The sequence below is a fragment of the Vallitalea longa genome (assembly GCF_027923465.1).
GTDB lineage: Bacteria > Bacillota > Clostridia > Lachnospirales > Vallitaleaceae > Vallitalea > Vallitalea longa.
The window spans coordinates 330108-344334 of the sequence record NZ_BRLB01000001.1; the positions used below are offsets into that span (position 1 = coordinate 330108).

Consider the following 14227-nt stretch of genomic DNA (forward strand, 5'->3'; position numbering starts at 1 on the left):
TGTTATAGAATTACTTACTGTAAATATGTAGAAAAATTCCAACATAAAAATGTAAGAATTATGCATTTTCATGTTGGAAACTTTTATTCATTATCATGTTGATATTTACAATGTGTACTTCCTTCTATGTATCTATACACAGTGCACAATTTTTGACCTTCCCTTAGAACTAAACTATCCTCTCAAGTGTATCAATACACTAGGGTCCTTAATCTTATCATCTTTTGCCAGCATTAAAACTTTACTTATTATCTCAGCAGTTTTTGGATCTTCATCTACAAACGGTAAAAATATGTGACCACGTTGTTGTGAATGCACTGGAAATACCGGAAGCATTCCTTTTCCTTCCATGGAAATTATTCCTGACCCTAAATGAATTGAATAATTTCCATACGTTCCTTGAACAACTATATGATGTTTCTCAATTCTATAATTCGTCACTTTGAATAGACTTAAATTATATTCTAAAATTCGTGTTCTCATTTCTATAGTAGAGTGGTTCATCATAACATCAACTCCACCAACATATGCCACACTTACAACAAGATCCAAATCACGCATAACCTCTGAAAAAATCACATTAGAAAGCTCATTCATATCCTTCGTCTTGCCCGTTTTATTATCCACAAAAAATACTTTCTCTAAAGTTGGACTCTCAATACGTGCCGGTGTATACCAATCTGCATAACAGTATAAGTCAATACGCAGATCATGGATATGGTTGATTTTCTCGAATCCATCATAATCATTAATAACCCAATCTCGAGACTTGAGCAAACCATAAGTCTGTTTTGGCTCCACCTGATATCCAGCAAACCTATTTGTAAAACCATCATTTATTTTCTCTTCGTCTGTCATCACATAAACTTCTCTAAACACCTGTTTAAAAGACTGTTGAATCTCTTGTTCCATAATAAAGTTTTGCCAGTCTGGCCAAGTTTTATCTTCAAGTAATGTAACAGGATGGGTTATAATTAATTCATCATCTCCAGATAACTCAATCTCACCATCAAGTGTCATCAACTTATCACATTCTAAGTCACTTAGGAATCCACATGATTTGCCACAACTCCATAATACCTTATCTATTACATGACTAATAATTGGATGTTTCTTAAGTTTTATCAGTTCATCATATCTAAATCTAACTTCATCAATCATTGCAGTTTCAAAAGATTTTTTTGTTCTGCTATACTGCTCTTTAAGTTCCTTTTTAACTAACTTAAGTTTTTTAACATATTCATTCTTATTATATTTCGCTGGTACTTTTTTTAGCATCTTACCATTTTTTTCTACAGCTATATTTGGATTCTCTGGCTTAGTAACATCAATCCATACTTTTATCTCTTCTATCTCTCTAGGGTCAAAAAACTCACTCATTTCTGAAGCCATTTCTATTTCCATAGCCCAGATAAATCTATTTACATCGCCATAACCAAAAATTCTTGAAAGGTTCTGAATAGCAATATTCGCTTTTGAAAGCTCACTTGCCTTTCTTTGGGCTCCAAACTGCTTACTTTCTTTAATAAATGCCTGCAGTCTTTTATATCGTCTAACTGTATCCTTATTCTTGTCCTTTAGTGGTAAAAGACCATATGCTAGAACCATATCCTGATTTCGTTTATCATTTATTCTTTCAAGAACTTCTTCCTCATCAAGTCTACCTAGAACTGCATCAGCAAAATATTGTGCTCTTTTATGATTTCCTCCAGAAGTAATATACTTTGAACAATCATAAAGCAAGGAAAAATTCTTTTCACCGAGTTCCATATAACTTTCTTTAAACCACTTAATATCCATTTGACCACGATTAAGATCATCAAAATCAAGATCCGTATAGCGTCTTATCATTTTTTGATCTTCTTCATCAAAACGATCTTTCATATGTGCTTTAAAATAATAAGCAGCCTTCTTCATACCTTTTATTCCTAAATAATTTGTAATATAGTCAATAAACTTCAAGTTATACATACCTGCTTCTAAAAGTTTTTTATCACTAATTTTATATTCCTTAACTAGACGATTAAATAACTCTTGAGTATCACTTTCAAGGGGTTCACAGTAATAAATAATATGAGAAAATGTGTTCTTCTTACCACCTTCTACCCATGAGTAGCCTCGAAGAAATGGCATTTTACCCATTTTGTAAATTGCCTTTAAGTATACTTCTATTCCATAAAATGATTTAGCTGCATTAATGGAACCTGAATACAATGTATCCTTTTCTGTACGTTCCAACTCTATTTCAAGCATAGAACTAATACTTTTATTATAGATTTCAAGTTCTAACTCACTAGCCTTTTTCCTTCGTGCTTTATCATTTACATGATTAATAATTCTTATGGAGTTTGTTGTTTTGAAGTAATCTCCAAATTCCTTGAAATCAAAAAACTCCTTGAATATATAGTCAGACTGAAGATAACCCAATTCAACAAACTTAAATAGATACTCATAACCAAAAGTCAAATAATTTTCTCGATTATTCTTATCAGAATGCATCATTAACTGAAAGACCAATTCCCCTCGTTCTCTAAAGTTATTTTCATTTAGGGTATAGTCTATTAAACTTTTTTCAAACCCTGTACCATTCTTTCTATTGAATAGTACTTTTTCATCAAGTACTGTCATATATGCATATGCATTTAAGAAAAAGAAAGAATAATCAGTCTCGACAAATGTTCCATTATCTTTTTTGTAATAACTCAACATATTCAAAGTACTAATACAACTAGTCAAATAGTATTCTCTCTTTTTTGGATCTAAGTTATTTAAATATTTTTTTATCACCTTAAGTTTTGGATAATATTTCTTAGCTGTTAATTTCTCAAACATATCTTTATTCATCTTCACCGAATACTCGTCACCCATTACATTTCTATACAGCAATCCTAGATAAAACTTAAACAACTCAATTTCTTCGCATTGAACTATGGTATCTAGCTGAAGTAATTCTTCATAGAAAAAGTAGTCTACATAACTAATATCCCCTTTACTGCCATACGGTCTATTTAATCTAAAACTATTAAAGTAACCATATCCGAACTTTTCAATTTCAATACTTCCATTGTATTGTTTAACTTCAACCTCTTTACCAATAACTGAATCATATATTGCTACTACACCTTTAATGAATTTCAGCATATTCTTCTCGTCTGGTTCAAGGTATTTTTTAATTAATTTTTTATCATATGTAATTTTCTTCAAAGTTGGTTCGTAATTTTCATCATATATTGCTCTAACTTCCTTAAGTTGAACTTGCTTACCTTTTAGAATTGAGACTTCTTCAGCAAATTCTACATCAAAATCAAGTTCCTCGATTGCTTCCTCGACTAAATTATATTTCTCATGTTTTAAAATCCGTTCTTTGTTTTCTACCAAAATACTTAACCCGCCACTTCTTTTTTGGTAATTCTTATCACGTACCAATTCCAAACTACAGTTTATAACTATCTCTGTATCTGCTTTTTGAAACAAAGTTGCTACATATTTTCTTGTATCACTTCGTTTACTTTTCATAAAATCAGCTAACAGCTTATATTCTTCTGGTGTTAGTGTAATATTTTCCTCTGTGATTTTATTAAAAGCAAATCTTCGATGATTCTCTGTGTTTGATCCGATTAGTTTAATAACTTCACGTCGTACAAAAGGATGTTTCATGTCATCAATTTTACGGATGTAACTAATTCTATTCAGGTGCTTATAAGCGTACTCGTAACAATCATGAATTTCATCGCAAAGACCAATCATATAATTAATAGTATCATCGAGCTGCACTGATTGTTTTGCTTCTTCATCAAGTATTCCATAGCTTCCCACATTTTTCTTCATCATATCTAGTCGTTCTGATAATTTAATGATAAACTCTCTTTTTTGCTCATCAGAATCAAAAATAATCTGATCACCGACCGTTGTCAAGATAATTCCTAGAATTTTATTATCATCAATATTTTCAAGCAAGTTAACAATATATTCAAAATGGATTTTCATATTACACTTACGAATGAACAGCATCATTACTGCCTTCTTGTAATTCTTAGCGTCAAGAAAATTTTTATCTATGTATTCAAGAGCACTTTCAAGTCTTTCAGTCGCTATTGCATACAAACCGATATACAGATCAAGTGTTGAATCCGATTGAAGATACATCTCTAATTGGTTATCTACTAGGCAGCTATATATACCTTGTTCAAGAATTTTTGCTTTTTTATCATCAACCATACCCTCAATACCTGTATAACACATAAAAGCTCTTTTAACTGATGAAAAACGAATGAGGTTTTGGTCATGAATATGTCTTAAAAAACGTTTATAAACACTCAGCTTTGAAAAGTCAATAGCTTCAACTATCGACTGTCGTAGCCCCTCTGATCTTGTTGCACTTGATAGAACATCCATTACCATATCATGGGCCTTATCACTATCAGATAACAACATCCCTCTAATAATATTATCTGAAAAACGAATCAGACCTTCATTGTCATAAATCATCTTTGATAACGCATCTAAAATCTTATCATCTTCATTTATTGCAGCCCCATAATATGCTGCCTCAATAAAATCAATTCTTGCTCCTTCTTCAAAATATTGCTTACCACTTAAATATTCCACAACATCAAAGTTGAGTCTTTGTAAATAGACGCATGACAATGCAAAACTGCAGATTCCCTTAATCTCAACATAGTAGTTGCTTGATTTATAACTCCTCACATTTCCATATTTATAAAACATAACTCGGTCTTCCAGCATTTCAATGAATCTATCAAATATTTTTTTATGCTTCTTATCCATAAGTTCATAATAAAACTTTATTACTGAATTATCATATACTTCTTCCTTGTTTCTAGGATAATTCGCAACCAACTCTACATTACGCTCAATAACCCATTCTTCAACGTTATGGAGATGAGTAATATCCATTATCTGAATATCGTAACGTAGTTGTTTTGAGATTCGTGATGCTTCTTTTATCAATTGAGCAAACATCTCTTTACTATAATCACTATAACTCTGATACATTAAAAATACCTCCCACTTAGCATTGTCAGCCTAACAAAACTTATCTCATCCCCATCATTTATTATCAACTTGTCTTCCAATCTCTCTACCTGTTCATCATTAATAAACATCACAAATAGCTCATCTACAAAAGCTTGCAATGCAATTGCTACTGCTTCATTACGATCAACTCTATCATGTTCCCGGTACTTGAACCCGAACGATACTTTACCGCTGTCTACCATTTGATTAATATCTTCCTGCGACAAAACCTTGAACTCATTAGCCTCATATCTTTCGATCTCTCGATTAACAAAAAAACTAATTAATGCAGGTACATTCTCTATATCTTTATCTTCTACCTCAACCTCAAGCTTATTAAATCCACGAGTTTTCCCTATCGCCTTTATAACTACAAATACTTTCATATTCATTTTCTCCTTTATTCATCAAACACTTATGATATCTATTACATTATCTACTTCTTTTACTGCTTTAAAATCTATTAGTATAAACGATTTTGTGATACTATTAAATCTCTAGAACCCAGAATCTAACGATTAGACCTGGGTTCTTTTTTAAACAATATCCACATCGAAGCATAAAACCTTGGTTTTTAACGTCAACTTCGTGAATATTACTATTGTTTTTTTAATATTCCTACTATTGTTTCGACTTGCTACCTTATAGAGTTTATCAAAATAAATCAATACCTTATATATATTATCTCCAGTGAGCTTTTTAGCTTCAATGGTTTCTTTCTTTACCTTTGCATCAATACACTGTGATTCTAATTACTCGATCTTATCGTACATACCGATAAAGCCTATCGTCTAAATCTTGTTTTCTTCACTTATAACGCTTATCATCAACAAGCTGATAGCCATACGGAGCAAATCCTTTGTTCCATTTACCTTCTCTTGCCTTCTGAATACGACGTATAAATGTAAACTTTAACTTTTTCTTTTGACATAGCATTACCCTGAATATTTATTCTCTATATATTCATTATTTTCCACTATGGTTTGGACAATCTCAAGATTATTATACTACTTTTAAGTGCATTTCTCAATCCATGTTTTTGCTATGCCAACTCTCAGTTACATCTCTTTCTTCTCTATGTTTTTCATTCACTGGCTCTGGATTAGGTAGATTATCCAAATCTAAAACACCAGCATATATACTAATCAAATTTGCTATTAAATCCATTTAAACCAATAACCTAATAGCTCGTCCACATTCCATACTAAAATTGAGATTATTTAGGAACAAATTCTCCTTTTTGGATTTCAAGGTTTATGTTTTTTAGCTCTTTCCTCCCATCTTCCCATTCCTATGAAACATCTTTTTAACAAAATCATAACTACACCTCATACTGTGCTTTCCACAATTTTGTATAGTACCCTTCTGTTTCCAAAAGTTCCTTGTGCTTTCCTTTTTCAAGAAGTTTTCCTTTTTGAAATACAAGTATCTGGTCTGCTTTTTGAATGGTCTTTAAGTGATGGGCTACTACAAGCACTGTTCGATTTTTAGCAAGCTCTGTAATAGCATTTTGTATTAAAGATTCATTAACAGGGTCAACATTACTTGTCATTTCATCAAGAATTAAAATCGGTGCGTCTTTCAGGAATGCTCTTGCAATAGAAATTCTTTGCCTTTGCCCTCCGGATAATATTCCTCCGTTTTCCCCAATATCTGTTTCGTAAGCCTTTGGCAATGTCATAATAAAATCATGTATTCTTGCTTTCTTAGCAGCTTCAATTATTTCTTCTCTTGTTGCTCCTTTTTTTCCTACTCTGATATTTTCTTCAATAGTATTATCAAATAACTGAACATTTTGCATCACAATGCTGATACGATCTAAAAGGTCATCGTAAGGAATATCTTTTACATCAATCCCACCGATGGTAATACTTCCATTTTTTACATCATAAAATCTAAGAAGCAAGTTTGTGATGGTAGTTTTACCTGAGCCAGATTCCCCAACAAGAGCTGTCATTGTATTTCCATCAATGGAAAAACTTAAATTTTTCATTTTGAACTCATCTTTTTCGTATGAAAAATCTATTTTGTTAAATGCTATATCATTGTCTTTTGGAATAATTCCGTCGCTTCTTTCAGGTATAACATCTGCATACAAAATTCTTGAAAGTCTTTCATAACTATCTACTGCTGAAATATAATACATATAGTGTTGTTCCATAGAAGCAAATGGCTTGTAAAATTCCTTTGATATAACTGCGAAAATAATAAAGTGAAACACATCGAGGTTTCCTTTTATAACTAATACAACTCCTGAAACCAAAAGAACCAAATAGCCAAGATCAAGTAAAAAGCCAAATATGGATAGCTGCTTTGCCTTAAATCTTGAAGAAGCTTTGCTTGTTTCTCCAAACTTTTTTGTTTTATTCATCAGTTCATTATCTAAGCTTTTATTATTTGAAAAACTTTTTAATACAGGGATTCCTCTTACATACTCAACAAAAAGACTAACCATATCAAGGAGTGCTAAGTTGTTTTGATTTTCTATATTTTTAGACTGCTTGATAGTCATATATAGAAATACAAGTGCAATCGGAACAGACACAGCCATTATCAAAGCCAACTTAAAATTAAGACTTGCAAGTCCGATAAATACCACTACTCCTATTAGGAAATCTCCAAACATTCTTGACCACATATGCCCTACAACTAAAGACATATTATCGACATCATTATGCAAAATTGTATTGATTTCTCCCAGTCTTTCATTGGTATAAAACCCTAAACTGAATTTTTTCAGTTTTATAATCATACGTTCTCTGATTTGCTGCACAATATCAAAACCTGCACTATGTTTCTTCATATCTGCTACCATATTGCAAATTCCCTTGAATACAACCAACAGTGCGATCGCAATAAAATATTCATATAGACTCTCTATACTTGTTCCATCAAATATTTGAAAAAGTATAGAAAACACGATAACAATCATGGCTATGGAACTTAATCCATAAAGAGCAAAAAATACACTTGATATAATCAAATCCCTCTTGCCAGTTTTTGTGAGTAGTTTTAACATTTCTCTAAACATCTTCTATTACTACCTCTTTCAAATTCCATCTATCAACCTTGTTCTGTGCTTCAACCATATCCTTGTAAAAATCACATCTTTGCATTAGCTCCTCGTGATTGCCTGCATCAAGAACAAGCCCCTTATCCATAACAATAATTTGGTCAGAATCTCTTATCGTGTTTAAATGATGAGCAATTGTAATAACAGTCTTATCCTTGCTTAAATCATCAATCGCTTCGCCGATCAACCTTTCATTTTCGCTATCAACCGCAGCCATTGCTTCATCTAATATCAAAATAGGTGCATTTTTCAGTATCATTCTTGCAATAGAAATTCTTTGCTTTTCTCCACCTGATAACTTAACGCCCATTTCTCCCACTCGTGTTTCGTATCCTTTTGGTAGAGCCGCAATAAAATCATGGCATCTTGCCTTTTTTGCAGCTTCTATTACTTCTTCTTTTGTTGCTCCTACCTTTCCAATAGCTATATTTTCAAAGATACTTAAATCAAACAGAATAACTTCCTGTTGCACACTACCAATTAGTTCTGAAATATTTTCTTGACTGTAATTTTTTATATCTTTCCCATTTATCTCTATATGACCACTATCAGCATCCCAAAATCCCATTAACAAATTAGACACTGTACTCTTTCCACAACCACTTGCTCCAACAAAAGCATTCAAGCTATTTTTCTTAAAAACAAGATTTATATTTTTTAGCTGAAAGCTATCTTTTCCGTATGCAAAATTTACATTTTTAAAGTCTATATTTCCAAACTCCAACCCTTGCTCTGTTTTTTTATTCGGAAGTGAAACAGTTAAAACTTTTCCTATTGCCTTTAGTGCTTCTTTAAAAACGATAGAAAAATGTTGTAAAGTAGCAGTCTTGCTTATTGATGCTGTAAACGCTGAAGATAAAATGATTGCAAGTATAAATTTAGGTGTTGTAATATCTCCACGATAAAGAAATATACTTCCTAAAATCATTACAACAACCACCCCAATTTCCATGAATATGTCAATAAGTCCCATAGGGATTGTGATTGCTCCCATACTCTTTTTAACCCAGTAGATATATTCTCTTGCGGTTTTAAGTGTTCTTTCGCTTATCTCTTCCTCCTTTGCAAAAGCCTTTATGACCGAAATATTCTTAACATATTCCATCAATTCCTCACGCATCTGATTCTCATGGTTAAAATAAACAGCAAAGTTTTTATTCATTGATTTTTGTGAAAGAGCTTTCACCAAATACATTAGTGGCACTCCAGCAATCATTCCGATTGCAAGACGAAAGTCCACAAAAAACATTGCGATTAGAATAATAACCGGGAGAATTGTAACCGACATTATTTCAGGCAGACCATGAGCAAGGTAAACTTCAACCTGCTCCACATCATGCTGCACAATATTTGTAAGCTCTCCAGTATTGTGTTCCTTGAAAAATCCCAAACTTAGTTTTTTCAAATGATTTATAATATCCAGTCTAAGCTCAGTTAATTTCTCATATGCTTTTTCATGAGCAACTTTTGTTGCAAAATAATAGAACATTCCTTTTAATACAAAGGATACAAATATACCAAGAAAAACATATTTTGTTTTTTCTACATCTATATTTTCTGTAATTAAAGAACTAACCAAATAAACAAGCAACACTTGTGGTATTAAATCAAATACTATCTTTAATGCAAGCAGTGCATTGGATAATACATTTTTTCCAACCACTTTTTTTCGTAATTCTTTTTCAAGCACGAACATCGCTCCTTTCAAAATTGAATAATATTGAATTTTAATTCGTTATTTAAGTTTAAAGTAAGACTTTGCGATTACGCAAAGTCTATTTATTGGACTTAGGTATCTATAAAATTACATTCATTAGCATCGAACCTTATGGAACATTTAATTATAGGGATTCCACTCCTTTATAATAACATTTAGCTATAAGCTTCAACATTTCTTTAGCCCACTCCTCATTCTGATAATGCCTTGCTATTTCAAGAAGCCCCTCTGTAAAATTGCTGGCTAAAATATGAGAAAGCATTGGATCATATTCTTTTTTTGACTGCCTCTTTAGACCTACTTCAATATGCACCTGCATTTGTGCTATAAGTTTCTGTTTCGCTTCTGTATGCTTTGTTCCTGAGCTTTTATCCATTAAAATAATTAACTTCTTACGCTCTTTTAATAGTTCGTGTATGTAGCTCTCTCCTACCTCAACAAACCTCTCAGATGGCAAACCATTCTCTAAAGATTCTTCTTCATCAAAAGCTGACTCAAAGTTTAAATATACAGAACTAATTACTGCATCAAACAATACTTCTTTATTCTTGAAGTAAGTATAAATAAGTGCCACAGGTATTCCTGCTTCTTTTGCAATTTCTGTTAGCTTAGCACTTCTATAATCTTTTTTATAAAATACTTTCTCGGCTGCATCGAGTATTCTATTTCTGACTTCTTCTTTTAATACTTGTGCCATAGTATACCTCTTTTCACTTTAATACCGAATTTATATTTAATAATAAATCATAATTCAATATTTGTCAAGATGGATGTGGAAAAACAAGAGCATTCATAATATAAATAAAAATGAATACCCGCTTGACGCTTGATTTATAAATCATTCTTTTGTAGCAAGCACAGTACGTGTACGGACACTTATGCAAAATTGAACTGAAATAGCCACTAAAAAATACTGAATTCACTCATTCGAATTCAGTATTTTTTACTACCCATTTTCTTTTTTTGTAAACAAAAAACTTACTATTCTCTAACGTGTTTACACATACGAGGTCATATAGCAAATCTTATTTCCATACTCCTTTTTAGGTCTTTTTCGACGTAATTTTCGCTGTTTTTAGTAAAAGAATAAAAATCACAAAACTGCTGAAACACTAGTAATATCAAGGGTTGCGACAACATATTCTTACTACACACTCCACATGCACCGTTTGTTTCATTTATTTATTTAAATATATCTTATTATATTTTATAATATCTTATCTCGCTTTAAAATCAGCACTTTTAAAGGAAACTATTAGTTTAATTAAACTATATTGTATTTTATTATAATTTACTATAATCTATCTGTTGGTGGCAAAAAGGTGGCAATATTTTATTTGCCACCTTAATATGTACTAATCAGTGCTTTAGTTATGTCTTTTATTGTTGCTAAGTATAAACTTCTACTAAAATTCAACCTTTGAAACAAATTCTATAAATCCTTTACCTAGTTCAGTTGTCCTTGAAGTTACCATTCCATCACCACTCATCATAACCATTATTGATTCTGTATTAATAAATCCCTCATTATATAAATCATGTATAACTTTTTTTATAAATTGGTCATCTCCACGCAATTCAGGAAAAGCTCTTTTTACTAATTGTGAGATTGAACCCATGGACGGTACTTTTTCACCTTTATTTTCATACCAAATAATAGGATTATGTAATAAGTTTAATACCCTAATATGACAAGGCGTTAATTCCTCTATCATTCTAAAATAAATCATTGTAATATCATCATCAATATCTTTTTTTATAGCTACTCTCAATGTTGAGTTCCTAAGTGCATCAAGCTTTTCTTGTTGATGATTTCGTATGACTGCTTGAGAAGCATTTGTAAAATAAGTTATAAATAATTCATTGTCTGATAATGAAGTTACTTTAAATTCATCAATCTTACTTTCTAACTCTAGTAATTTTTCTGATATTTCAATAAGCCATTGCTCTTTTCTTTTTTATATAGGACTTGCAAAAACAGCTTCAAATATTTCTGCTAGCGCTCCTCCAGCTAGAGGTATAGTTGATAGACCTGCTTTTACTGTTAAGTGTAGTAAATCAGCTTTTGTCTTTTCAAAAATATCTTTATCATTCACTTCTACTCTCTCCTCATCTATTTTCTCTAAATAATGTACTAAATAATACTTTAGCCTAGTTAGCAAGAAAATAGTAATATTACTTACTCTTTAGGCAAATAGATGTCATTACAAAGCCTTATAGGTCATGATTAATCGCCAATCACTTCCCCCTTAATTAATACCCTTCCACTATCTGGACACCTACATTTGAATTTCTTTGCTCTAATTGTTCCATAATCCAAATCACCATTATTCAACAATGTATAGACATTAGGATATATACATTGCCATAATTCATGACATATAGGAGGACATATATCCTCAACAATATAAGTATCTCCTTTTTTATGATAATTACCTCTACACTTACTTTCTAAGATAGTTAATTTAACTTTCATTATAGCTCCCTCTTTCTTGCTGTAAACATAAAATAGTCATTATAATTAGAATTACACTAACCTAATTATAACTTTTGTATAGATAATTAATCCATCCTTAATGATGGTAGATTAGTTTAAAAAAGTATACTTTACTCGTTTTGACTTAACAAAATAAACTATCCACAGTACCCCCGTCATTAACCTGCCTACATACTGAGCAAGTTCAACGCCTGTGGTTTCTAATCCAATCATGTTACAAAATAGATGATCTAATCCCACAACTATGTTACTTCCAATAATTAGCGATATGGCTAATTTAGGATACAACCTTTTCTTTCTAAAAAGAAAAATCAAGATTATCACTATAAATAGGAAAATCAGTACATTTATCACCATTTCGTAATTTATTAACAAATATAACTCTGGATTATAATAATCACCTTTTTTTTCAGTTAATACCGCAACTGTACCATCAATATATAAGTTGTATATTTTAAAAATCATTAAAGCGGTTGAAAGTAGTGAAAATATATAACCTATTACAATCAGTACCAACCACCCACCAATACCTTGGGGTCCATCATTGGGGCATTGTTCGTCTATAAGTATTTCATTTGCTTGACTCATTTTTATCCTCCTTGACTTTATTCTTGCATTGCTTACTAATATTTGTAATAATAATATCAGATAATTTATTATTATTCAACAAAAAAAGACCTACCTTCAATTAAGAAAGTAAGTCCTACACCGTACTAAAGCTTATTTTAGTTAATAGTAAATCTATCTTTGAACTAATAGTTAGTTACTATTAATTCTTTATATTCCTGTTCTTTATCCTTAAACTTACTATGTAAATTATGAGGTCTTTTAACTTCTTTAATACTATAATCCTTATATAACTCTTTTATATACTCACAATCATTATAAGGCAATAAAAACTTACCCTTAACCTTCTCTAAAGATTTTCTAAGCCTTATATGGTCCTCTTCTGTAAATTGTACCTGATAGTATTTTTCAGTACCATAATAAGGTGGATCAAGATAGTAAAATGACTTAGGTTTATTATATGTTCGTATCAAATCTTCAAGCTCTATTCTCTATAACTACCTTAGATAGTCTTTCCTGTACTTTTTCAAGGTATTTAACCATTGTAGATACATCTTTCTTAACGCATCCATAACTATTTAATCTAGCACCATAGCTTGTCTTAATAACCATAAAGAAACGTGCTGCTCTTTGTATATCGGTCATACCTACAGTATTATAACTATCCTTAAATTCGTTAAATAATTCTCTTGAATTAAGAAAGAATTTTAATTCCCTTTCTACCTCTGGACAATGGTATTTTACACACTTAAATAAATTTACAAGGTCACTATTATAGTCATTATATATCTCTGTTTCTGCATGTCTTTCAGAATAGAATAATACCCATCCAGCGCCCCCAAAAACTTCTATATACCTATTAAACTCTGTTGCAGGAAATCTTTTTACTATTTCTTTTTTTAGGCTATTTTTACCACCCATCCAACTCATAAAACTTCTCATTGTATCACTCCTGTCTATTTCTAGTTAAATAAAAAACTTACTTCCACTCTAGGAAGTAAGCCTATATATAATTGATATTTAATTTATTAATTGTTTATATATGTAACTAACTTTATCACCATTCAATAAAACATTTATAGGTGTGCAATAAAATATTTCTTTAATATAATCCTTTGCAAGTTCTTGTTTCTTCTCAAAGGTATTTATCTGTAACTTTTTTAATTCTTGTTTTTGTTCTTCTGCCATTTCAATGTCTCCACAATCATCAATGGTAGAGTTAATCAATTCCTTCATATCTTCTACAATCATATCTATATCATTCTGTATAGGTTGCCACTTTTCAAGTTTGCTTTCAAATATCTGTTTATAATCGTTATTTATATCAGTCCACATA

The 14227-nt window shown here is 31.1% G+C and carries 13 protein-coding genes and 1 pseudogene; all 14 read right to left on the reverse strand.

The features are described 5' to 3' along the window. Positions 1 to 174 precede the first annotated feature (174 nt). The 14 genes and pseudogenes from QMG30_RS01325 to QMG30_RS01385 all read right to left on the reverse strand — a co-directional run bounded on the left by QMG30_RS01325 (position 175) and on the right by QMG30_RS01385 (position 14226). Positions 175 to 5016, reverse strand: coding sequence for a DUF4132 domain-containing protein (locus QMG30_RS01325; protein ID WP_281811444.1), 4842 nt, complete (start codon positions 5014 to 5016; stop codon positions 175 to 177). Then, positions 5016 to 5423, reverse strand: a complete 408-nt coding sequence (locus tag QMG30_RS01330; RefSeq protein WP_281811446.1) for a hypothetical protein — start codon at positions 5421 to 5423, stop codon at positions 5016 to 5018. Before QMG30_RS01330 ends, QMG30_RS01325 begins: the two co-directional genes overlap by 1 nt. 210 nt (positions 5424 to 5633) lie before the next feature. After that, positions 5634 to 5868, reverse strand: a pseudogene (locus QMG30_RS25135) (recombinase family protein); the annotation flags it as partial. Between the two features lie 195 nt (positions 5869 to 6063). Beyond that, the gene (locus QMG30_RS01340) at positions 6064 to 6204 is read right to left on the reverse strand and encodes a hypothetical protein (RefSeq protein WP_281811448.1); all 141 of its coding nucleotides are present in this window, start codon (positions 6202 to 6204) and stop codon (positions 6064 to 6066) included. A gap of 154 nt (positions 6205 to 6358) precedes the next feature. Further along, on the reverse strand, positions 6359 to 8068 hold the full coding sequence (locus QMG30_RS01345; protein WP_281811450.1) for an ABC transporter ATP-binding protein: 1710 nt from the start codon (positions 8066 to 8068) through the stop codon (positions 6359 to 6361). Further along, positions 8061 to 9800: an ABC transporter ATP-binding protein gene (locus QMG30_RS01350; protein ID WP_281811453.1), complete on the reverse strand. Its 1740-nt coding sequence runs from the start codon at positions 9798 to 9800 to the stop codon at positions 8061 to 8063. Before QMG30_RS01350 ends, QMG30_RS01345 begins: the two co-directional genes overlap by 8 nt. Positions 9801 to 9951: 151 nt before the next feature. Then, positions 9952 to 10524, reverse strand: a complete 573-nt coding sequence (locus QMG30_RS01355; protein ID WP_281811455.1) for a TetR/AcrR family transcriptional regulator — start codon at positions 10522 to 10524, stop codon at positions 9952 to 9954. Positions 10525 to 11233: 709 nt separating this feature from the next. After that, the gene (locus QMG30_RS01360) at positions 11234 to 11599 is read right to left on the reverse strand and encodes a hypothetical protein (protein ID WP_281811457.1); all 366 of its coding nucleotides are present in this window, start codon (positions 11597 to 11599) and stop codon (positions 11234 to 11236) included. A 186-nt stretch (positions 11600 to 11785) separates the two neighbouring features. Continuing rightward, positions 11786 to 11923, reverse strand: coding sequence for a hypothetical protein (locus QMG30_RS01365; protein ID WP_281811459.1), 138 nt, complete (start codon positions 11921 to 11923; stop codon positions 11786 to 11788). A gap of 131 nt (positions 11924 to 12054) precedes the next feature. Continuing rightward, positions 12055 to 12303, reverse strand: coding sequence for a TIGR04076 family protein (locus tag QMG30_RS01370; RefSeq protein ID WP_281811461.1), 249 nt, complete (start codon positions 12301 to 12303; stop codon positions 12055 to 12057). 111 nt (positions 12304 to 12414) lie between these two features. Beyond that, complete coding sequence (locus tag QMG30_RS01375; protein WP_281811463.1) at positions 12415 to 12912, reverse strand: DUF2569 family protein; 498 nt, start codon at positions 12910 to 12912, stop codon at positions 12415 to 12417. Positions 12913 to 13076: 164 nt separating this feature from the next. Then, a complete protein-coding gene (locus QMG30_RS25025) occupies positions 13077 to 13364 on the reverse strand; it encodes a DNA adenine methylase (RefSeq protein WP_330680626.1) in 288 nt (95 codons plus the stop codon). A 4-nt stretch (positions 13365 to 13368) separates the two neighbouring features. Next, positions 13369 to 13833: a DNA adenine methylase gene (locus QMG30_RS25030; protein ID WP_330680627.1), complete on the reverse strand. Its 465-nt coding sequence runs from the start codon at positions 13831 to 13833 to the stop codon at positions 13369 to 13371. A gap of 78 nt (positions 13834 to 13911) precedes the next feature. Beyond that, positions 13912 to 14226 (reverse strand): hypothetical protein, encoded by a 315-nt coding sequence (locus QMG30_RS01385; protein ID WP_281811465.1) that lies wholly within the window; start codon positions 14224 to 14226, stop codon positions 13912 to 13914. Between the last annotated feature and the right edge of the window lies 1 nt (position 14227).

Bases quoted from the DNA above. Each gene is read 5' to 3' on its own strand.
- QMG30_RS01325 (WP_281811444.1), bottom strand. From the start codon at position 5,016: ATGTATCAGAGTTATAGTGATTATAGTAAAGAGATGTTTGCTCAATTG.
- QMG30_RS01330 (WP_281811446.1), bottom strand. From the start codon at position 5,423: ATGAAAGTATTTGTAGTTATAAAGGCGATAGGGAAAACTCGTGGATTT.
- QMG30_RS01340 (WP_281811448.1), bottom strand. From the start codon at position 6,204: ATGGATTTAATAGCAAATTTGATTAGTATATATGCTGGTGTTTTAGAT.
- QMG30_RS01345 (WP_281811450.1), bottom strand. From the start codon at position 8,068: ATGTTTAGAGAAATGTTAAAACTACTCACAAAAACTGGCAAGAGGGAT.
- QMG30_RS01355 (WP_281811455.1), bottom strand. From the start codon at position 10,524: ATGGCACAAGTATTAAAAGAAGAAGTCAGAAATAGAATACTCGATGCA.
- QMG30_RS01370 (WP_281811461.1), bottom strand. From the start codon at position 12,303: ATGAAAGTTAAATTAACTATCTTAGAAAGTAAGTGTAGAGGTAATTAT.
- QMG30_RS01375 (WP_281811463.1), bottom strand. From the start codon at position 12,912: ATGAGTCAAGCAAATGAAATACTTATAGACGAACAATGCCCCAATGAT.
- QMG30_RS25030 (WP_330680627.1), bottom strand. From the start codon at position 13,833: ATGAGAAGTTTTATGAGTTGGATGGGTGGTAAAAATAGCCTAAAAAAA.
- QMG30_RS01385 (WP_281811465.1), bottom strand. From the start codon at position 14,226: ATGTGGACTGATATAAATAACGATTATAAACAGATATTTGAAAGCAAA.